We start from the raw sequence: 21,960 nt of genomic DNA, 5'->3' as shown, positions 1-21,960 counted from the left end.
AATCAAAAAAGTGGTGCAGTGCACCACTTTTTTTATGCTTGTTCGTTTACTAGCTTTTTCTTATTTTTTCTATTTCCAAATTTTGATTTTAGATTTTTAAATTTCCTGCTTCCTCCATCAAAAACTGTGTATACTACAGGTATAAATGATAGAGTAAGGACAGTGGATAGCGAAAGTCCTCCTACCACTACTATAGCTAGAGGTGCTATAGTGTTTGAACCTTCACCAAGCCCTATCGCCATAGGTAAAAGTCCAAGAACTGTAGTAAGAGTGGTCATCATGATAGGACGGAATCTATCTTTACCTGCCTTGATTATAGCATCATTTCTTTCCATTCCTTTTGCTCTTAGCTGGTTGATATAATCTATAAGCACGATTGCATTATTAACAACTATACCTGCTAGCATTATAATTCCTATAAATGCAGGTAGTGAAAGTGCTTTTCCTGTTATAAACAACCCTATGAATCCTCCTGAAAGTGCAAATGGAACACTTAGCATTACAGTGAATGGATGAAGCAAGGATTCAAACTGAGAAGCCAATATCATATATACAATTATAAGTGATAATAAAAGTGCTAGAACTAGACCTGAAAATGCTTCAGCCATCTGTTCTTGCTCACCACTAAATTCATATGAATAGCCATCAGGCAGCGGATATTTTTCAAGCTCTTTTTCTATATCTGCAACTACAGAGCCAAGGTCTCTATCAGTAATATCTGAGTTTACGCTAATAGTTCTAACTTGATTTGCTCTAGCAATTTGAGTAGGAGAATTATCAAACTCAATATCAGCAATCTGACCTACTGTAACTTTCTTGCCAGATGCAGTAAATATTTCAATTTGCTTCATATTTTCTATTGAGCTTCTTGTTCCTTCATCTAGCGATATAACTACATCAATTTCATCCTCGCCAGTTTTTAAGGTAGTTGCTTTTACCCCTTCAATAGAAGCTTTAAGCCCATTAGCTACTTCTGCTACACTTACCCCATACATAGATGCTCTATTTCTATCAACAACTATTCTAGCTTCAGGTTCTCCTTCTTCAACGTCTAGTTTAACTTCAGTAGTGCCTGGAACATTTCTTATGATATCTCTAAATGCTAATCCAAGATCTTCTAAGGTTTCAAGGTTATCTCCTTTTATAACAACGCTAATCGGACTTCCTTGACCTCCTCCACCACCAGACATAGAAGAACTCTCATTAACTTCTATCTTAGCTCCTGGTATCAATTCAACCTTCTTACGAACCTCTTCTACAATTTCCTTTGTAGCTCTATCTCTTTCATCACTATCTTTTAGATTAACGCTGACTTGGGATGAATTGGTTGCCGATAGTGAAAATTGATTTCCTGTGCTTCCAATATTTGAAAATACATCATCTTTTTCAGGTATTTCATCTACTATAGCTTCGACCTTTTTAACCAAGGCGTCTGTATCCTCTAAGCTGGCTCCAAAAGGCATTTCAATATCAACTGTAAAGCTTCCTTCATCTTCAGCGGGGAAAAACTCGGACCCAACCATAGATACAAGTCCTACAGATGATATAAGTAGAGCGACAGCTAAAATTATTGAAAGCTTTCTGTGAGACAGGGCAGTTCTAAGTAACCCTGAATACTTTTTAGCTACCCAGTCTATTCCATTACTAAAAACATCTAGAATTCTACCTAAGCTAAATCCTTTATGCTTTCTTTTTTTCGTTTCACCGACTTTTAGTATTTTTGCACTAAGCATAGGAACTACTGTGAGCGCAACAACAAGCGATGATAAAAGTGAGAATGTAACTGTGTAGGAAAGCTGCTTGAATATAATCGCCGTAAATCCTTCTACGAAAACAATTGGAAGGAAAACTGCTACAGTAGTTAATGTCGAAGCAAAAACCGCCATACCTACTTGCTTTGTTCCTTCAATTGCAGCTTTTTCCATTTGATAGCCTTCTTGCTCAGCTAAACGGTAGATGTTTTCAAGCACAACAATCGAGTTGTCAACGAGCATACCTACTCCAAGCGCCAATCCACCAAGAGATATAAGGTTTATACTTAAATCAGCAAAATACATAAGTGCAAAAGTGGTTACTATAGATACTGGTATTGCTATACCTACAATAAATGTAGATCTTATATTTCTAAGGAAAAGGAATAAGATTATAACAGCGAGAAGTCCTCCTCCAACTGCACTAGCTACAACATTGCTTATGGATTTATTTATAAACTCACTTTGGTCCATAGCAATTTCCATATTTATATCTGGATATTCTGCTTTTAATTTATTAACTTCTAATACTACAGCTTCAGCAACCTTAACTGTATTTGCAACTGATTGCTTACTTACACTAAGAGAAATACTGCTTTCGCCGTTATATCTAGACATCGAATTAATATCTTTATATTTTTCCTCAACAGATGCAACGTCATAAAGTCTTATACTCTCTCCACTTCTAAGTGTAAGCGGGATATTTCTTATTTCATCTACAGTTCTAAATTCACCTGTAGTACGTACAATCAGCTCTTGATCTCCTCGTTTAACTGTACCTCCAGGAAGATTTAGATTTTCACTTCTAAGCACATTTTGAATCTGAGCTATGCTTAGGCCATATCCTGATAGCTTAGCTTGATTAAGCTCAACTCTGATTTCCTTTTCTTTTCCACCAGAAGATGAAACTGAAGCAACTCCATCTAGTCTTTCTATTCTACTTGATATATCATCTTCAACTATGCTTTGAAGCTTATCTATAGGCATTTGAGATGACATACTAAGCGCTATTACTGGCATTGCATTAGGGTCAATTTTAAGAACCATCGGAGTTCCTGATCCATCAGGCAAGGCTCCTTTTACCATATCAACTTTTTCTCTCATCTCTAGAGCTGCAAAGTCCATATTGGTTCCATATTGAAATTGAACTATTATGATTGAGCTTCCTTGTCTAGAATAAGAGCTTATTGCATCTAAATCTGAAACGGTTGAAAGCACTTGTTCTAGAGGTTTTGTTACCAGAGTTTCCATTTCAGCTGGAGCAACTCCTGAATAATCCACACTGACTATAGCTACAGGAACTTCTATTTCGGGATATAAATCCACAGGCAACCTGTTTAAAGACACAAGTCCTAGAAGTACCGCTATTAGCATTAACATAACTGTTGTTACTGGCCTTTTAACCGACATTCCCGATACAAACATAATTTATTCCTCCTGCTTTACAACGCTGACTAATGCCCCATCCTCAAGGAAATTTTGTCCTTTTACAACAACTTCCATACCTTCGTTTAAGCCTTCAGTGATTTCTACCATCTTACCATTGTCTAGCCCTGTCTTTACTGAAACTAATTTTGCTTTATCCTTCTCTATAATATAAACAATTGTATTTCCTTCTTTTACTACAACTGCCTCAGATGGAACAGCTATTACTTGGTTTCTAGACTCTGTAGCTATATTAATTTCTGCAAACATCCCTGCTTTTACTTCGCTTGGTGGATTTGAAACTAAGATTTCCACAGGATAGGTCAAGCTTCCTTGACTTGGAGGTAGTATTTCCTTAACTTTACCTGATAAAATAGTATCTCCTGCTGATTTAACATTAATATCCATAGTCTCTCCAACTACAAAATATTTAATTAAGTTCTCTGATACATCTACCTTCATAGTGAGATTCGCTAAATTAGAAATTTTAATTGCTGGTCCGCCTCCAAATACGTTTCCTGAATTTACATTCACAGCTGTTATTGTTCCGCTTATAGGTGCTGTAACAGTAAAATCACCTAGTGCTATATTTGCATCAGAAAGGCTTCCTTTTGCTGTATCTACAGCAACTTGAGCCTGATAATACTGAGTCTTTGCAAGCTCTAAACTAAGTGGTGAAGCTGCAAGCTCTGCTTGCTCTAGCTGAGTAAGTGGTATAGCTCCTGCATCATAAAGCTGTTTGCTTCTTTCATAATTAAGCACTGCGTTATTGTATTGCTGCTCGGCTCTTTCCATAGATATTCTGGCAGTTTCTACTGCTGTTTGAGCGTTTTCCACAGCTGCCTTGGCATTTCTAACTGCTGATTGAGCATTTTGAGAATCCAAAGTAAAAAGCACTTGTCCTTTACTTACTACTTGTCCTTCTTTTACAGAAACATTTGTAACCTTGCCCATAACCTTAGGCACCACATCTACCTCGTCAGATGCCTTAAATGAACCTGATATTGTAGTTTCAACCGATATATCATCAAGTACAGACTGCATAGTTTCTACTGTTATTTTCTTTTCTTCTACTACCTCTGGTTCAGCCTTTTTACTGCAGCCTGAAACTACAAGTGAAAGCATCAAGATTCCAGAAATCAAATATTTAAGCTTCTTCATAATTACCTCCTAAAATGTATCGTAAATGTTATCGTGTGCTAAAATCAATTTCTATTTCTAACTCCATTTAAGAAAATATCAATTGCTATTTTTACGTCCTCCTCAATGCTTACATTTTCATCTCTCATGCCATGTACATGCTCCATAAAAATAACAAAAATCATGCCTGAGAAGTATCTCATAGCGCTTCTTGTATTTATATCATCTCTAAATACACCACGCTTAAAAAAATTATCAAAGGATTTTGTTAATATATCATTGACCTTTTCTCCTATTTCCTTTCTAAATAACTCCTGAATCTCATTATGAAATGAAAGCTCATTCATAAATATCATGATAATGCTCTTATGCTCCTCCATGAGTTTGTATCTATTCATTACAAGCTCATATAGAAATTTTTCTATGGATTCATCCTTATATTTCTCAGATAAATCAACTAGAGGCTTAATCGCAATATCTTCTGCAAACATCTCTATTCCATAAGTTGCTATATATAAGAGCAAATCTTTCTTGGTTGCAAAATATCTGAAAATAGTACCTTCAGAAACTTCAGCTCTTTTTGCTATCTCACTAGTAGATGTAGCTGAATATCCTTTCTCACAAAACAATTCACAAGCTGCAGATGATATTTTCAATTTCGTCTGCTCAGATTTTTTCACTTAATCAACTGCCTTTCTATACAGAAATAAATATTAAAGTCCACGAAGTAATATGTAGTTATCAGTATTTCTAAAAGTCCTTAGTGGATTATAAATAAAAATAAGTGAGTGCTCACTCATTTTAGGAATTACTTTTCTATTCTACACCACATAGCGCTCGGTATCAATAGGAAAATCACATAATTAATGCAATTCTAATGTTAAAAAAGAGTAACAAAAATAAATTGTCTAAAAATAACTTTTTGCCACAAAAAAACTTCCAAATAAGATGATGTAAGTTTAATTACACTATCTACTTGGAAGTATTTTATTCTAAATTCTTATTGCTTTAAAATCCTGCTATATAAAATTACTTTGAAACATAAGCTTTTGCAAACTCTTCATACGAAACTGGAGTCATCGCCAGAGTCTTTTGACCAGTACTCGAAGTATCTTTTAGTAGGATGATTTTCCTGCCATTATAAGTAAGCTCTTCCATATTAAAGCTTCCACTGATTAAATCTGAGCTTATGGTAACTGAGCTTCCATTTACAGTATATGTACCATTGCCTATAGTCCCTGAGGTGATTCCTTTGATATCTGCATTCATTGAGCTGTTAAACTGAATAGCAAAACGCTGTTTACTAAGGTTTTCAGCAACATAGGTACCTGATAGTACATTTGATTTTGGAGCTGTATCCTTTGCTGGTGCTGTGATGCCTGGAACTGTAGGAACTGTAGGTGGTACTACTGGGTCTACTACAGGAGGAACAACTGGGTCTACTCCTGGTATAGTAGGCTGAAATATATCTGGAGCTAGCCCCGTAGAGACATAAGCTGCATAATTAACACCATCCCACGCTACACTTGAGCCTAAATATGATGAAGCAAAAGCAAGCGGCACCATAGTTCTGCCATTTATAATCTGAACGGGAGTATCCATAGTAACTGACTGTCCATTTACCTTTGCACCTGTTTTATTAATAAATAATTCTACTTTTAAATCTCCTTTTGTACCTGTTACCTTTTGCTGAGGTTCATCCCAAGTAACAGTAGCTCCAAGAGCTGAAAATAAAGCATTAAATGGAACCATAGTTCTACTGTTTCTAATCACTGCCGGCTGGTCAGTCATAAGTGGAACCCCATCTACAAATATCTGTACTGTAGAAGGCGCCGCTAAGCTTGTAGTTGCTGTTATTAAGCTAAATAAAGCTAAAAATATAAATATAAAAATCGATTGTCTGAACTTGTTCATCATGACCTCCTGAAATGATATAAGCGTACAAAACATATGTAATTTATGTTTCATTTGTTTTGTATAAATTGTAATAGCCAAAGTAAAAGAGAGTAAGTTTACTCTCTTTTTATACTTTATCATTATAAATCAAATATACTATATTTATGTTACAAATTAATAACTAATCCAAGATATTTTTTATACAATCTGCTTATTCATAGCGAAGGGCATCTATAGGGTCGAGTTTTGCAGCTCTGTTTGCAGGATAAATTCCAAAGAACATACCTACTACAGCAGAAAACACTACGGCAATAATCACTATCCCTGGTGAAACAACTGGAGGAACTGATAAAACTAGTGAAACAATAGAAGCAAAGACTATTCCAAGAGTTGTTCCTATTATCCCTCCCGTTGCCGAGACTATCATAGACTCCACTAAAAACTGGAGTAAAATGTCTTTTCTTCTTGCTCCTAAAGATTTTCTAATACCTATTTCCTTGGTTCTCTCCGTTACGGAAACTAACATAATGTTCATTATACCTATTCCTCCTACCAAAAGGGAAATAGCTGCTATAGCTCCTATTGCAAGAGAAAGGGTATTTAATACTTGATCTATACTATTTTGCTCGCCTTGAGTTGTATTTACAATATAAAATCCAGGCTCTCTTTTTTTCATTTTAGCTAGAAAATTAGCAATGCTATCTCCTACTTCTATAGAAGATTTAGATTCAATTATTTTCATATCTATACTACCCATGTACATTAGCTGAGATGAAAAAATCGAGTAGGGCATATACATTGTAGTGCTATCAGAGCTCATCATTCCATCAAAAATAGATTTTTTCTTTTCATATACGCCTACTATTTTGGCATCTGCTGGCTGTCCTTCTACAGATATTCTAATAGTTTTTCCAACAGCGTTTTCTCCTGGAAAAATTTTATCTGCCATAGCTTTATCCACAACACTTACATATCTTCTGGATTTAATATCAGCCTCTGTAATGAATCTTCCTTTAATAAGATCCATATTGACCATTTTTTCATAGCCATTTGCAACGCCCTGCGTACTAACCTTAGCTTTTTTTCTTCCACTTATAGCTTCTGTGTTTTCATAAGTAGATGGAGCAAGATAAACTATATCTTCTTTATATTTTGCTTTTACTTTATCTATGTCTTCCATTGTAAAGTAATCCGAATCTCTTATTTCTTCCGAGTAAGGCATGTAAATTACTACTCTGTTTTTTCCAAAGGCTTCGAACTCTTTGGCAATAACAGCTTTAGATGTTTCGCCTAAGGATGCTATGGTAATAACCGATGAAATACCTATTATTATACCTAGCATAGTCAAAAATGACCTCATTTTATTAGCCCTTATACTAGACAGGGCAAGCTTTATATTTTCCATTATAAGTAACATGTTTTACCTTCTTTCATCACTTACTATCTGTCCATCTTTAAAGGTAACTATCCTATCTGTATACTCAGCTATATCTCTCTCATGAGTAACTATGATAACAGTTTTACCTTCTTCATTTAGATTCCTAAATATCTCCATAATCTCTATACTTGATTTCGAATCTAGGTTTCCAGTCGGCTCGTCAGCTAGCATTATAGGTGGCTCATTGGCAAGAGCTCTAGCTATTGCTACCCTTTGTCTTTGCCCACCTGAGAGCTCATTTGGCATATGGTGAATCCTATCTCCAAGCCCTACCTTTTCAAGTAACTGCTTGGCTCTTTCATGTCTATCATTTGCATGCATCTTTGCATATATCATTGGTAGCTCTACATTTTTTACAGCGGAGGTTCTTGCAATTAAATTAAACGACTGAAATACAAAGCCAATTTTCTGGTTCCTTATAAATGAAAGCTCATCCTCTGATTTTTCCTTAATATCTATTCCCTCTAAGAAATAGTTTCCCTTAGTAGGTCTGTCTAGACATCCTATTATGTTCATTAGTGTTGATTTACCTGAACCAGAGGTTCCCATTATAGATATAAACTCACCCTTTTCTATAGTCAAATCGATGCCTCTTAGTGCCTGAACCTCTACACTTCCCATTATATAAATCTTATATAACTCTTTTAGCTCCAATAAAACATCTTCTGAGTTTTTACTTTCTACTGAAGTTTGCATAGCTTTCTCCTTTTATAATTAATATGCAAGACACCTGTAGCTACATTAGCAATTTTTACTGTTTGAATAGTCAGGATTGCTCTTGCTTAATTATTATTCTTAATTTTCAGCCTTAATTTCAGCTCCCATTTCTGGCATTTTCTCTACTTTCATTCCATCTATATAGCTTGGATCAGGAGATAGTACTACTGAATCATTTTCCTTAAGCTCTGATGATATAACCTCAAGCTCTACATCACTTTCTAGTCCGAGCTCTACTGCTACTCTTTTTAGAACGTTATCTTTTTCTATTACTAGATAATTTTTTCCATCTTCTTCTAAAACAGCTTCATAAGGCACTTTAAATACGTTATCTTTTTGCTCAATCATAATTTTTGCAGAAGCAGTAACTCCAGCTATTAGTCTTGGATCCTCGTCTACTATATCAAGTATAACTGGTATAACCATTTCCTTGCTGTTTCCACCTTCCTTAGGCTCTCCAGTTGGTGAAATATTATATACAAGAGCATTTACTTTATCACTTCCAAGTACATCTGCTGATATTTCAGCTCCTAAACCTGCTTTTATGCTTCCGATGTCAAATTCACTTATAGATACCTTCATTCTAAGGTCAGATAGATTTTCTACTACAAACAGAGGTTTATTGTCATCGCTAGCTTGAGGAGTTCTTCCTAATCTAGCATTAACTCTAGTAACAGTTCCGCTTATTGGACTTTTAATATACACCTTTTCCAAATCCTGCTGTTTCTGATTTAATTGCTCTCTTTTTATTTCTAGAGCTTTTTTGTCAGAAGCTTTAGGCGACTGTTCATCTATAGTTTTCTGTACATCCAATTTTGCTTTTCTAAGCCCATCCTTAGCAAGCTCTAATGCTATTTCTGATTTTTGAACACTAATCTCAGCTTGAGTATATTCTTCCTTTGGAATAGCTCCACTTTCAAATAGTGCTTTTTTTATTTCAAGCTGTCTTTTCGCTTCATCGTATTCTATCTGAGATTGATTCACAGAAATAGTAGCAGAAGCTGTCGAAGTATCGAGCTTTGACTTTGAATCTATATTTTCTTTATATTGTAGCTCAGCTAGCTCCAAATCCTTTTGCGATAGATTTATTTCTTGTTTTAAATCCTTATCATCTAGTACAGCTAATACTTGACCTTTTTCTACATAATCTCCTTCTTTAACATTGATTTGAACTATTTCATAATTTAGTGATGAAGAAATTTCCGCACTGTCAGTTCCTTCTATTTTTCCAGTTATAGATAGACTATGCTCTATAGTTCCTTTTGTGAGAGGCATAGTTGTAACCATAGGATTTTGTTCTCCTTTACTTTTGCTCCATGCAAAAATAGAGGCTCCTAAAATCGCTATTATAAGTACCGGTATGATAATTTTTTTCTTGCCTTTAAAAAACTTTTTCTTCTCTCCTTGTACTGAATCCTGTTCACTAGTTTTTTTTAAACGATTTTTTAGTTTTTCTAAACCCATTGTATTTTCTCCTTTTTTTATAATATACACAATTAGTGTATTGTTTGTAATAATACACTAATCATTATACAGCACATAATTGATTTTGTTTTCAAAAAAATCAAACTGTTACTTTTTTGTAATTAAAGGGTGTTATTTAAAATTTTTTTGTGTTATAATTTTTAAGTACCATACCAAAATAACCAGAAAGTTTGGAGGAAGTTCTTATGATTAAAATTTCGAAAGAAATCAAGAGAAAACTTCTGCAAAATAGAATATACCTATTTTCGCTAGCTGCTCTTGTTTGTCTTTTAGGCTTTTTAGTCTACTACCAACCCGGTGTAGGTTATGAGGTAAAGCTAAATGGAAAGCATGTTGGATTCGTAAAAAGAGTCTCTCATGTAGAAAAAATGATGACTCAGCTCGATACAGAGCTTCGTGAATCAAAAGGTAAAGATATCACTTACGAAGCAAATCTCGAGTACAACAAAGGGAAGTTAAATGGAAATGATTTGACTGAGCAAGAAGACATGAAACTATCTGCTATGTCTGCTTTGGAAATCAAATCACCAGGCTATCTAATTAAGTCAGACGGTAAGGTACTCATGGCGGTAAAGGATGAAAAAACTGCCCAGAATATATTAGATGCCATTAAAGCTCCATTTGTAGCTTCAAAACAAAATGCAAAAGTAGAATTCGTTCAAGAAGTAAATCTAGTAAAAGCTGAAAAAATCAACATAGAAAAAATCTTAAATAGCTATCAGGCACTCGCAATAGTTAAGTCACCAACAAGCGCTTCTACAGTTTCTCGTTCTAGTGTTAGCAGAGAAATTCCTGAAACAGAAGTAGCAGAAGAAGGTAAGCCTCTGATAGATGTTAAGGTTACTTATCAGGATAATGTAAATCTACCAATATATAAAGCAGAGCAAAGAGTAGCCGACTCTACCCTGACTGAGGGAACTACAAAAGTTAAATCAGAAGGTACAAACGGCGTTAAAGAAGTAGTTAGAGAAGTAGTAGAAATAAATGGTGAAGCTGTCGAAAAAACTGTTATAAGCGAAACAGTTGTTGAGCCTTCATCACCTAAAATCGTAGCTTATGGAACAAAACCAAAGGTTTCAGGAGTAGTAGCAATAGCAAAAGATTACATAGGAGTACCATATAAATGGGGTGGAACCACTCCAAAAGGCTTTGATTGTTCAGGCTTTACTCAATATGTATTCAGAAAAGCTGGAGTTAGCCTTCCAAGAACATCAGCCGCTCAAGGCAAGGTAGGAACTAAAGTATCTAGAAGCGAGCTTCGTGCTGGAGATTTAGTAATGTTCCCAGGCCATGTAGGTATCTACATCGGTAGTGGAAAATTCATTCACTCTCCTAGCCCTGGAAAAAGCGTTCGTATAGACGATTTAAGTACAAGAAAGAACTTCCTTTACGGAAGAAGAGTAAATTAAGCAGATAAAATTAAGGCCTCTTCATTATGAAGAGGCCTTTTTAAATGTCCAAAGCTTTTGAAGTACATAATTATAAAATAAAACTAAACACGTCACACCGATTTGTCCAAGCACTGGATTAAAGCCAATTAGGTTTACAAGAGCATATAACAGCCCCGTATTTATAACAAGTGCAGTAAGATATACACTTACAAACTTAGAAAGATTTTTTATTGTTTTTTCTTCCTTGAAAACGAACTTAGTATTAAGTAGATAGCTTACAGCTATACCTGCTATATACGCCAGTACACTAGCTATAATATAATATAAATCCAATCTTAAAAGCAAAATATAAATTATAAAGGAAAAACCTGTATTAATTGCTCCCACAAGCGCAAAGCCAAAAAAACTGCTGTTTTTTATCTTATTAATCAAGTTTGCCATCATTCACTTCCCTGACAAATTCATCATAGTCTCTTATATATTCTGAAGCATCATAAGACATGCTAGATAATACCAGTAAAATAGAGTCGCTAGAGAATTCGCACATATCCTTCCACACCATTTTATCGAGATAAACTCCCTGATGGGCTTTATTTAGAATTACGGTATCCTTTTGCCTTCCATCATCTATCACTATCTTGACACTTCCTTGAAGATTTATAAGCATGAACTCAGACTCTCTATTAGCATGCTGTCCTCTTACTACACCGTCCTTTGTTCCGTAGATATAAAAAATACGCTGAATTAAAAACGGAACCTCTTTATTGCTTTCTGCGACAACTAAATGACCTCTAGAATCTCCTAGTTCCTGAAAATCTATAACTTTAAACTTTTTATCCATACAACTCTCCATTTCCTCAAAAACCGAATTCTTATTAATACTTATTTAAGTATTTTATGGCATAGTCTACTTCTTCTTTAGTCATTCCGTTGTAAATAGGCAAACTCACTACCTCGTTCGCATAGCTTTCTGTTATAGGATAATCCCCTTCTTTATATCCCAAATACTCGTAAGCCTGACTAAGATGAGGAGGTATGGGATAATGAATAACGCTTCCTATATTACATTCATTTAAATAACTCATAAATTCTGCTCTATCTTTTACTCTTACTACAAATAAATGCCATATAGGCATAGCCTTGTCCAAAATTTTTGGCAAAATAATCTTAGGGTTATCAACTTCACTTAGGTACCTTTTAGCTATATCTATACGCTCCTTATTTAGTTCATCTAGATATTTTAGCTTCACTTTTAGAAGACCTGCCTGAAGCTCATCTAGTCTAGAGTTATATCCTACAACCTCATTGTAGTATCTTTTCTCACTGCCATAATTTCTAAGTACTCTGATTTTATCAGCAAGCTCGCTGTTATCAGTTACTATAGCTCCTGCATCTCCAAAAGCTCCTAAATTTTTGCTCGGATAGAAGCTAAAGCAACCTATATCTGAAAATCTTCCTGTCATGATGCCATCATAGGTTGAACCATGAGACTGAGCGCAGTCCTCAACCAAGTATAGCTTATGCTTATCACATATTTGCTTTATACTTTTCATATCACAAGGCTGTCCATATAAGTGAACTGCCAAAATTGCTTTCGTTTTTGAGGTAATAAGGCTTTCTATCTTTGATGCATCTATATTGTAATATTCATCTGGCTCACAAAATACAGGTACTGCATTGTTCATGCTTATTCCCATCACGCAGGCAATATATGCATTTCCAGCAACTATAACCTCATCACCAGCTTTTATATCAAGTGCCCTAAAGGCTAGCACTATTGCATCTAGGCCACTCGCTAATCCAACGCAGTGACGGCTTCCTAAATATTTAGCAAACTCAGTTTCAAACGCTTCAACCTCTTTGCCAAGTATATACCATCCACTTCTAAGCACCTCTAAAGCTTTAGCTTCATATTCCTCTTTATGCATCATAAACTGTCTATCTAAAACATTAAACGCCACCTTCATAAGTACTTCTCCTTTCGCCTATCGATGCAGCAGCAAGCGCTGTAATCATAGGCATTGCTATATATCCGTATCTAGGCTGCATTTCTATAAGGGTATGAAGACAAACAAACCCTACAAACAAAATCAGTCCAAAATAAAATTCAGGTTTAATTTCATTTTTATAGTAGCCTCTTGCAAGCTTTAGCATTATAGCTAGAATAAGAGCACTGTAAAAAGCCTGCACATAATAAAAATGATAATTGAGCCATACTAGCATATCATTTGTAGCTTTAGGATTAGATTCAAGCTCTACTGTAGACCAGTAAAGTCCTCCAAAATCTCCTGCCCCCCACTGAGTTCGGTACTTGTTCGAAATAAGGGTGAGCACCTTATCTTTATCAGATAACCTTTGCTCTAATCTTTTTCTAGCTTCTATCTCAGCTTTATCATAGTCAAAACCAACATCTCTAAGCAAGTCATAATCTTCTTGGTTCCACATTCCATTGCTCTCGTGATTAAACCCTGCATTTATATATAAAATAAGGTTTCCGCCAGTATCCCAGGTAGGTTTTTGGAATACTCCTGCCCATATAAAAATATAATTTAATACAAAAGTAGTCACATACATAGCTACTAGCATAAGTACGAGACATAAAGGCCCTAAAAGCCCTTTATCAAGCTTCAAAGGCTTCCCTTTTTTCCTTTTTTGAATTAGGGAATATGAAGAGAAAATAAGCATATGCATTATAATTGCTATTACAAATATTGGACCTACTGATCTAAACAGATTTCCAAGCGAAAGCAGTGCTCCTACAGCCACCAAATAAAGAGGATGAATTTTCTTCTTAAAAACCTTTAAATAAAGTAGCACCGCAAAATAAAATACTGGGGCTGCTATATTTTGAGAATCCAAAATATTATTAAAGAAAATAAATGGAGAATTTATAGCCATGATAAAAATAGCAGTAGCTTTTTTTCCATTTGATAACTCGCCAGAAATCAAATAAACCAAAAAAGCCGTCAGAAGCGACAAGCCTATATTTACAAACTTCATTGCCATGAGACTAGAGCCTGTAATCATATGAATAAGACTATAAAATAAGGTAGTAAATGCAAGGTGGGGATAGGTATACAGATATCCGTTTTTTTGAAATCTGCTGAAATTTCCCTCAGCTATTTCTCCTGCACTTTCCCACATACGTCCAAAATCTGAAATCTGAATAGTACTCACCGAGTTTGTCCAGTATAGTCTTAGCAGCAGCCCTGCAAATATTATTATGCCAATAATAGCATAATAAACTGCCTTTTTATTTTTAAATTTATCCATAAAATAATCCACAGCTATAAATATAAGTAAAAAGCCTAAAGTAAGAGCTAAGCTTTTAAGCACTGGAGCTTTAAAGTTTGGAGATGCTATGTAGTTTATATATACGAAAATTGACAAAAATAGAAAAAAACTAAGTATTATTAGCGCCTTAGAAAAAAGGTCTTTAATTTTAGTCACTATCATAGCTCCCCCTAGTCTGCCATAAAAATACAGGCTTAAAATTTGTGCGACAACCTATAGTCTTTTTAAATCTAAGCAGTCCATGACTTATCTTCTCGTCTGCCGTTGATGGTCCTATATCTACATAGTCATAGCCTTTTTCTTTGTAGTACTTTACTACATTCATTGCTAAAAACTCCATCGGTCTAAGATTAGAGTATTCATCTAAAGCTCCCCAGTAAACTACTTGAACTGCATTAGAGCTAATCTCAAAAACTATTGCGGCTGCTATATCCGTCTGCTCACTTGAGACAACGAAGGCATCTACCTTGGATTTATCCATGATAGATATATCTAAAATCTGCTGATAACTCATAGCTAGAGGATAGCCCTTTTCAGCCCTATTTAGCTTGATAACCTGATAGGCATTTTGAAGAGAGCTATCATCATTAAGTCTGCTAACTAGATTTGACCTCATAGCTTTATTCAAATTTTTTCTAAAGCTATGGGCTCTTTCAGATACAAACTCATCTATATCCGTAATCTCTTTTAGATTATAGTAATTGTTTACATGAGAATATTGTAGCTTAAAGCCTTCATCTAGAACTAGTCCCATGCTTATAGCAAGTGTTTCATCATAAATATTCGGAGCAAGGATAAGCTTAACATCTGCATTTAGCTCCTTTGCCATATTTTTTAAGCACTTTATGCATCTTGCTTTATCTAGGTCATCTATTTTAGGATTAAAATAAAAGGTAGAAAATGGAGAAGAATAGGGCATGCAAAGCATAGCTCTCCCACTATAATCCCTTAATCCAAATATGCAATAGCCTATTGCTTTAGACTCCTTCAAAAATCCTAAAAAGTACACCTTATCTGCATTTTTGTTGTGATATAAATGAAAGTCTTCGCTATCAAAAAACAAAACCTCGTTTGTCTTTAAAGCTTTGAATCTAGAGTCAAAATCCGTTTTACTGCATTTAGTTTTTTCATTTGTAGCTATATCATAAAAACAATAGACCATATAAATTCACTCTCAATCTCTTTTACTTACTCATCTATTCCATGAGTTTCTTCTACTATGTAAGTGGGTCTTCCTCTGCTCTCATCAAAATTTCTCCATAGATACTCTCCTATAACTCCTAGCGTGAGCATCTGTATTCCAGAGAGCATGAGTAGGGTAATCATCATAGTAGTCCAGCCCTGAACAGGAACATTGAACATAAACTTATTCACAATTAAAAATACTGCTAAGATAAACCCAACTATAGAAATAAATATCCCTAGCGTAGATATAAACCTGATAGGGACATAAGAAAAAGCCATAAAGGAATCAATAAATAGCTTAATTTTCTTTGATAAGGTCCATTTAGACTCCCCTATTTCTCGTTTTTTTCTCACATAGTAAATCTTGTCCATTTCAAATCCAGCCCACAGCACCTGTCCTACTATAGAAGAATTTTTTTCATTCATGGATACCAGTACATCTCTTACTTTTTTATCGATAAAGAAACAATCAAAGCCTCCACTAGGCATGTCTTTTAGCGCATATTTTTGCATCAGAGAATAATATGTATTGGAAAAAAGCTTTTGAAAAAATCCATCCTCTCTGTCCTTACGAACTGCTATTACTACTTTTTTTCCTTGCTTCCACTTTTCATACATCTCTATAATTATTTCCAGAGGTTCCTGAAGGTCCGCAGCTACCATAGTCATGCAGTCTCCAGTCGCATGAGCAAAGCCTGCAAGTATAGCTGTATGTGAACCAAAATTTCTAGACAGCTTGACTACCTTGAACCTATCATCTTTTTCTCTTAGCTCTAGCAGAGCTTTATATGAACCATCCTTTGAGCCATCATCTACGCAGACAATCTCAGCTTCAAAATCAGTTCTTGATAAGATTTTTTCTTTCATTTGCTCATATAAGTGAGGTATATTTAGTTCATTGTAATAAATTGGAACGATAATTGATACTTTATCCATGCCTACTCCTTTTCCAAATCTCTAATCTTTCTTGCTGGAACTCCTGCATATACGCTGTACGGCTTTACATTAGAGTTTACAACTGCCCCAGCTCCTATAACACTGCATCTTCCAACTCTTACTCCTGGGAGAATCACAACATTTGCCCCTATCCACACTTCATCCTCTATATAAATTTTAGCTTCCTTAGTAAGCTTTTCCTTTACATAAGGTAAGGTGTTGATTTCCTTTCCGTTGCCGGCTGCTGCCTCTGTAACTAAAGTCAAATTCGGTCCTATAGATACATTATCTCCTATTTCTATGCTATATCTGTGATTTGCTGATACTATGATTTTCATACCTAAATTAGCAAAGCTTCCTTCGCCCATTTTTACACCTAATCTATCAAAATACAGCTTCCTAATTCTAGCATCAGTATAATAATTTGCAATTAGCTTTTTAAGCCTAGGTGGCATAATATCAACGCTTGATTCTAAAGCTTTATAAATCATACTATCCCAAAAGCTCCAAAAACCTTTGTCCATACTACTGGCTATATTATTTAGTTTCTTTTCATCCATAGTTTATCCTCTTTATTAGCAATTTTTTATAGCAAAATACTGTTGTCAAAAGCTTTTATATGTCCCACAATATAGTCCATATCCTCTAAATCATACCTCTGGTCTATAGGTAGAGCTAAAAGATAAGTCGACAAATAATTTTCAAAGCTGTTACTTTCTACTCTAGAAAGAACATCCTTCCACCAATGTGGTACATAAATCTTCTTACTAACTAGATAGGCTCTTAAATCCTTCTGCTCTATAAGCATGGGGTATACCATAGGCGCTTCGAAGCTGTGCTCAAGATTTAGCTTATTAAGGTCTTTCAGTTTTGAATGAAGATAGTAAAAATTTCTCTGCCTTTTTAGCTTTACCTCTTCATAATCAATGCTTTCAAGAATTCTTTTGCTGAGTTTTGACATTCCTATAGGATTAAAGTCATCAAACCTATCTTCATTTTTCATATTGTCAAGATATGCGGCGTTCGCTCCCTCTTCTATTCTTTTTAAAAGATGAATAGCATGAGGATAGGATAAATCGCTTTCTAAATCTATTTTTTGAATGCCATCCTTGATTAAATAGCCACCGTCGTTTACACCAAAAAACTTTCTGGCAGAATAAAGATTGTAAGCTCCTTTAATCGGCTTTGCAAAAAAAGCCTGAGTATTGTCCATTAGAAAATTCTTATGGTAATTTTTTAGCTTCTTTATAGTATTCTTGCTTGCAGTTCCAAAATAATTAATATATAAGAAGGCTTCGTCCTCAGTAGTTTGTCTATCAAATATAGGCATAAAATTCTCATCTATATTATAAAACTCGAACTCTAAATTAAGAGGCTCAATAACCTGAAGCATACTAGTACATAAATAATGTGGCAAATACAGTTTTTTAGCTTTCGAATCCTTTATCGCATGGTAAATAGCAGCTCTTCCTGTGTTAACCTCAATTACGTCGTCTCCCTGATAATAAGATTTCTTCTTTGGAATCTCTAGCTCCATATATCCGCCTATTTCCCTTATACTCCTACTGCTAAAATCTGCCTTGCTAATTAAATCAGCCATTTTTTTCCTTCTTTCATCTATTTAAGCATATAATCCAATAAGCTTGGAAACTGCTTTAAAAAATGTCTTATATCTTCTTTCTTCATAAATTTAAGCAAGTTATCTATTTCAACTATCACACGCTTTCTTGCATCAGTTAGTCTTACACTGTTTAAGCCTAACAAATCGAGACTTTTATATGCTGGAGTATTACTATCTTTTATTCCTTCTTTTGGAATTATCTCTCCAGTCATAAGGTCATAAACAAAAAAAACATCTGGTGAAAAATTAACTGGATCTATAAAGCCTTCGAAATAGTGGCTTCCTTTTCTTATCCCACAGCTTTCCTTAGCATTACATGAAACAATCATATTGTCATAATCCAAATCATCCTCTGGAAATCTAGATTGCGGCTTGATATGCTCAATATGCGAGCCATTGGCATTGTCTGAATTCACAACAATCTCTCTCTCGCAATAAGCGCAAAAACATCTCGAAGATTTGCACTGCTCATTATATGCAATATAATGACGTAAATCCTTTCTCATATCCCCACGCATATTCTTGTAACTGGCATTAGACTTTTCTTCTTTAAATTCTAGTAAAAAATCTGGAGGAGTCGTCTTTTTAATGTCCAGCATTTTTTAGTCCCTTTCTTCTAGCTATTTCTATATTAACCAGTAAAATATCCTGGTCTATCGTCCCTATAACGCCTGTAATATCTTCATACAATATTTTAAACTCTTCAGTTTCGTAAAGCTCATTTCTAACCATGCTCTTTAATTCATCAATTTTCTCTTGGATGTGAGGATGCCTAGTTGTCGAAAGCCCCATGATATCAAGCAATATCATATCTGCTGTAACACCATAGGTCTCATCTAGATTCTCACCATCAATTACCTTTACCCATCTCTCTTTTTTTGATAGAATTTTGAGTGATTCTCTTTTCACTGATGAAATAATATGTGGAGAATGGGTAGCTATGATTATTTGGTTATCTTTACCTATATTTTGATATACTTCAACTATTCTTTGCTGCCATGATGGATGAAGCGAAATCTCTGGCTCATCTATCAAAATCACACAACCTTCAGGCTCTAGAGATTTAAGAGATAAAAGCCTAATAAACAGCTGTTTCTCTCCAGATGAAAGCCCGTTAATATCAAACTCTACTCCAGACTCATTTCTAAAAAGCGGCATCTTGGTTTTAGGATCTTTAATTCCTACCAAATAAACATCCATATCTAGAATTGAAAAAATAGAATTTATTTCGTCGCACACTGCATCTATACTCTTTCCTACCGTTGTCTCTGGATTCGAAAAAATCTGCTTATCAAAAGCCTGCTTGATATATGAAATTATATCATGAGTGCTTTTATCATCAATACAATAGGCAAGAGGTATCTCATCAGCTTGATTGGAGTTATGAATACTTTGAAATCTCACCTCAGATGGAAGATAAATCATTTTAGGTGCTTTCTCAAGTTCATCTTCATTTATATCTAAATGTAAATTTACTGTATCTTTTTCATCTAAACAGAATTTGTTATCTTCTAACTTTTTAAATGTCTTGAAAATACTAGAAAGCAGAGTAGTTTTACCTGAACCATTAATCCCAGCTAAAATAATAGTATCTAGAATTTTTTTATCCTCTGTTTCAAAAGAAATAGTATTGCTATCAAATATAGGATGATTATCAAATACAACATCTAAAACCCTCACAAGCTTCACCTCTTTCCAAAAATATCATACCATATTTACTGTCATTTTTCTTTAAAGAATATGTAACTAATCATTAAGTCCTAAAGATTATAATGTAATAAAGTACTTAGTTTTGATATAATAGAAACATATAAGGTTAGAAAGAAGGCATTAATGTGAGGAAATTACTTTTATTAAATATCATTACCATTATAGTTGTCACACTAACTGCTTGCTCGGTAATTGAAAAACCTGAAAGCTTTACTACTGCAGTAACATCTTCAAAAAAAAATATAAGCTACGAGGGCAAATCCACTTCAGCTTTGCCTCAGCCAGTTGAAATACAAATAGAAAGTGATTTTGGAGAAACTGAAGCCTTTTCTTATGATATTAAATACCCAGTCATATCAAATCTTCAGAATCAAAATACTCAGGCAACTTTGAATACAAAGCTCAAAAATCAAGTATACAACTACATGAACAATCTTAAATCACTATCAAAATCAAACTTAAAAGCTGAATCTTTTGTTCCTTACTCTGTAACTACTGATTTTGAGATAAAAACCTCAAATCAAAACATATTGAGTATGGTTGCCACATATACACAAAATACAGGTAAAGCAAATCCTGTAACTGCTCTTGCTACTTACAATATCGATACTTCTTCTGGAAAAGAATTGAGCCTAGAAGATTTATTCAAATCAGACTTTGACTATAAAAACGTTATAAACAAAGAAATTACAAATCAAATAAAAAAAGATATTTCTGGAAAAGTATATTTTAAAGAAAAAAATCTTAGATTTGTAAGCATCAGTCAAATGCAGCAATTTTATATAGAAGACGGAAATCTCTACATTCAGTTTGGCATTTATGAAATAGCTCCATATGCTACAGGAGCTCCTGTTTTCCTAATTCCAAACGAACTAGTAGGCTCTGGACTTAAAGAACAATATAAACCCATATTTTAAAACCCCTCTAGCAGACTATAAAAGTCTATTAAAGGGGTTTTTATAAATCAATATACTATGTCATAGTTTATGCGAGTAATTATTGTTGATAATAAATTAGCTATTTCGGAATATCAACTTCTCCATGACCATATCCATAGCCATTACCTTGGCCATTTCCAGTTCCAACTCCACGCTCAATGTGCCCTTTGCCTTCGCCATTGCCCATTAACTCGCCTGTAGTTTCAAAATGTCCTAATCCATTGCTTGCAAATGCTACCTGAGCACCAATGGTCCACAAAATCATGGTTAACACAAGTAAAAATGTTACGTTCTTCTTGCTTTTCATAATAATCCTCCTTCACAAACTCGTTTCCCCAAGTTTCTGATGGCAACCAGACTATCATAGCTTTTTCTTATTCAATTAAAAAAACCACCACAAAATATGGCGGCTGGACAATCATTACTTATTTTACCTAAGCATTAGACTCCTGGCTTTGCGTCCTGTTGTTTCCAACAGTTTGCCCTTTACATAAAGAACTGAGAAAGCGTAACATTTAAAAAAGTGATTAACAACTCATTGCAAAAACATTTATCCAATCCTATTATAATACTTTATCCAAAAGTTGTAAATATATATTTTGAATATTCAAAATAAAAAACTACCCAAAATTGAGTAGTCTTTATTTTATATATAATCATATATATTCGCAGATTGAATAAGCTATTTTTTTCTTAATTTAAATCCTGTAGCCATTAAGCCTGTTCCTATAGCATAAAGAAGTTCTGGTGCAAACCCACCTGTTTTAGGAAGTTCTGGTGCTGGTGCAGCAAGTGGAACTTCTTCTTCTATTATTTCCTCATCAGTTTCTGGTGCTGTCGGAGCAGATAATGGAGTCTCTTCTTCTAAAATTTCTTCAGTTTGTTCCACCGAAGCAATAACTGCATTAGCAACATTCGGAACTTCAGGTAGCGCTAATGGAATATCTTCATCAGTTGATGTTATTACTTCATCCAATTCTGGCGTAGTCGTTCCTGGTGTAGTTGTTCCTGGCGTAGTCGTTCCTGGCGTAGT

21 protein-coding genes and 1 riboswitch are annotated in these 21,960 nt (G+C 34.6%); of the genes, 2 read left to right on the top strand and 19 right to left on the bottom strand.

Annotated elements, in window-relative coordinates; translation table 11 throughout:
- Positions 1–32 precede the first annotated feature (32 nt).
- The 7 genes from B5X47_RS06125 to B5X47_RS06095 all read right to left on the bottom strand — a co-directional run bounded on the left by B5X47_RS06125 (position 33) and on the right by B5X47_RS06095 (position 9,831).
- Complete coding sequence (locus B5X47_RS06125) at positions 33–3,176, bottom strand: efflux RND transporter permease subunit (RefSeq protein ID WP_079589301.1); 3,144 nt, start codon at positions 3,174–3,176, stop codon at positions 33–35.
- A gap of 3 nt (positions 3,177–3,179) precedes the next feature.
- Positions 3,180–4,337: an efflux RND transporter periplasmic adaptor subunit gene (locus tag B5X47_RS06120; RefSeq protein ID WP_079589300.1), complete on the bottom strand. Its 1,158-nt coding sequence runs from the start codon at positions 4,335–4,337 to the stop codon at positions 3,180–3,182.
- Positions 4,338–4,381: 44 nt separating this feature from the next.
- The gene (locus B5X47_RS06115; RefSeq protein ID WP_013360678.1) at positions 4,382–4,996 is read right to left on the bottom strand and encodes a TetR/AcrR family transcriptional regulator; all 615 of its coding nucleotides are present in this window, start codon (positions 4,994–4,996) and stop codon (positions 4,382–4,384) included.
- Between the two features lie 349 nt (positions 4,997–5,345).
- Positions 5,346–6,230, bottom strand: coding sequence for a copper amine oxidase N-terminal domain-containing protein (locus B5X47_RS06110; protein ID WP_159446414.1), 885 nt, complete (start codon positions 6,228–6,230; stop codon positions 5,346–5,348).
- 193 nt (positions 6,231–6,423) lie between these two features.
- Entirely contained in the window at positions 6,424–7,629 is a 1,206-nt protein-coding gene (locus tag B5X47_RS06105; protein WP_079589298.1) for an ABC transporter permease, read from the bottom strand.
- 3 nt (positions 7,630–7,632) lie between these two features.
- On the bottom strand, positions 7,633–8,346 hold the full coding sequence (locus tag B5X47_RS06100) for an ABC transporter ATP-binding protein (RefSeq protein ID WP_079589297.1): 714 nt from the start codon (positions 8,344–8,346) through the stop codon (positions 7,633–7,635).
- A 99-nt stretch (positions 8,347–8,445) separates the two neighbouring features.
- Positions 8,446–9,831 carry an efflux RND transporter periplasmic adaptor subunit gene (locus tag B5X47_RS06095; RefSeq protein WP_079589296.1) on the bottom strand — a complete coding sequence of 462 codons (1,386 nt, stop codon included), beginning with the start codon at positions 9,829–9,831 and terminating at the stop codon, positions 8,446–8,448.
- A gap of 206 nt (positions 9,832–10,037) precedes the next feature.
- On the opposite strand from B5X47_RS06095, the gene B5X47_RS06090 reads away from it, so the two are divergent.
- The gene (locus tag B5X47_RS06090; RefSeq protein ID WP_079589295.1) at positions 10,038–11,261 is read left to right on the top strand and encodes a C40 family peptidase; all 1,224 of its coding nucleotides are present in this window, start codon (positions 10,038–10,040) and stop codon (positions 11,259–11,261) included.
- A gap of 24 nt (positions 11,262–11,285) precedes the next feature.
- Here B5X47_RS06090 and B5X47_RS06085 read toward each other — a convergent pair whose 3' ends face one another.
- From B5X47_RS06085 to B5X47_RS06040, 10 genes are read right to left on the bottom strand one after another with little or no spacing between them, the layout of a single operon-like run.
- Positions 11,286–11,684, bottom strand: coding sequence for a GtrA family protein (locus tag B5X47_RS06085; RefSeq protein WP_159446413.1), 399 nt, complete (start codon positions 11,682–11,684; stop codon positions 11,286–11,288).
- Positions 11,668–12,084, bottom strand: a complete 417-nt coding sequence (locus tag B5X47_RS06080) for a sugar 3,4-ketoisomerase (protein ID WP_079589293.1) — start codon at positions 12,082–12,084, stop codon at positions 11,668–11,670. The genes B5X47_RS06085 and B5X47_RS06080 overlap by 17 nt, the downstream gene beginning before the upstream one ends.
- Before the next feature lie 34 nt (positions 12,085–12,118).
- Positions 12,119–13,210 carry a DegT/DnrJ/EryC1/StrS family aminotransferase gene (locus tag B5X47_RS06075; RefSeq protein WP_079589292.1) on the bottom strand — a complete coding sequence of 364 codons (1,092 nt, stop codon included), beginning with the start codon at positions 13,208–13,210 and terminating at the stop codon, positions 12,119–12,121.
- On the bottom strand, positions 13,194–14,699 hold the full coding sequence (locus B5X47_RS06070; RefSeq protein WP_079589291.1) for a glycosyltransferase family 39 protein: 1,506 nt from the start codon (positions 14,697–14,699) through the stop codon (positions 13,194–13,196). Before B5X47_RS06070 ends, B5X47_RS06075 begins: the two co-directional genes overlap by 17 nt.
- Complete coding sequence (locus tag B5X47_RS06065; RefSeq protein WP_079589290.1) at positions 14,686–15,699, bottom strand: hypothetical protein; 1,014 nt, start codon at positions 15,697–15,699, stop codon at positions 14,686–14,688. Before B5X47_RS06065 ends, B5X47_RS06070 begins: the two co-directional genes overlap by 14 nt.
- A 26-nt stretch (positions 15,700–15,725) precedes the next feature.
- Positions 15,726–16,658, bottom strand: a complete 933-nt coding sequence (locus B5X47_RS06060; protein ID WP_079589289.1) for a glycosyltransferase family 2 protein — start codon at positions 16,656–16,658, stop codon at positions 15,726–15,728.
- 2 nt (positions 16,659–16,660) lie between these two features.
- Positions 16,661–17,218, bottom strand: a complete 558-nt coding sequence (locus B5X47_RS06055) for an acyltransferase (RefSeq protein WP_079589288.1) — start codon at positions 17,216–17,218, stop codon at positions 16,661–16,663.
- A gap of 26 nt (positions 17,219–17,244) precedes the next feature.
- Positions 17,245–18,258 (bottom strand): aspartate aminotransferase family protein, encoded by a 1,014-nt coding sequence (locus B5X47_RS06050; RefSeq protein WP_079589287.1) that lies wholly within the window; start codon positions 18,256–18,258, stop codon positions 17,245–17,247.
- A 17-nt stretch (positions 18,259–18,275) separates the two neighbouring features.
- Positions 18,276–18,878, bottom strand: a complete 603-nt coding sequence (locus B5X47_RS06045) for a retron system putative HNH endonuclease (RefSeq protein ID WP_079589286.1) — start codon at positions 18,876–18,878, stop codon at positions 18,276–18,278.
- Positions 18,865–19,959, bottom strand: a complete 1,095-nt coding sequence (locus tag B5X47_RS06040; protein WP_079589285.1) for an AAA family ATPase — start codon at positions 19,957–19,959, stop codon at positions 18,865–18,867. The genes B5X47_RS06045 and B5X47_RS06040 overlap by 14 nt, the downstream gene beginning before the upstream one ends.
- Positions 19,960–20,114: 155 nt before the next feature.
- Here B5X47_RS06040 and B5X47_RS06035 point away from each other — a divergent pair, with 155 nt between their 5' ends.
- A complete protein-coding gene (locus B5X47_RS06035) occupies positions 20,115–20,906 on the top strand; it encodes a DUF3298 and DUF4163 domain-containing protein (RefSeq protein ID WP_079589284.1) in 792 nt (263 codons plus the stop codon).
- Between the two features lie 100 nt (positions 20,907–21,006).
- Here B5X47_RS06035 and B5X47_RS06030 read toward each other — a convergent pair whose 3' ends face one another.
- Entirely contained in the window at positions 21,007–21,234 is a 228-nt protein-coding gene (locus tag B5X47_RS06030; protein ID WP_079589283.1) for a hypothetical protein, read from the bottom strand.
- A 95-nt stretch (positions 21,235–21,329) separates the two neighbouring features.
- Positions 21,330–21,421: riboswitch (cyclic di-GMP riboswitch) on the bottom strand.
- A 188-nt stretch (positions 21,422–21,609) separates the two neighbouring features.
- Positions 21,610–21,960: LPXTG cell wall anchor domain-containing protein (locus tag B5X47_RS13785; RefSeq protein ID WP_159446412.1), on the bottom strand; the 351-nt coding region annotated here is incomplete at its 5' end.

Origin of the sequence: Acetoanaerobium noterae (genome assembly GCF_900168025.1) — a bacterium.
GTDB classification, from domain to species: Bacteria; Bacillota; Clostridia; order Peptostreptococcales; family Filifactoraceae; genus Acetoanaerobium; species Acetoanaerobium noterae.
Note: the sequence above shows the minus strand (reverse complement) of the source record. Positions and strands in the feature narration are given on the sequence as shown.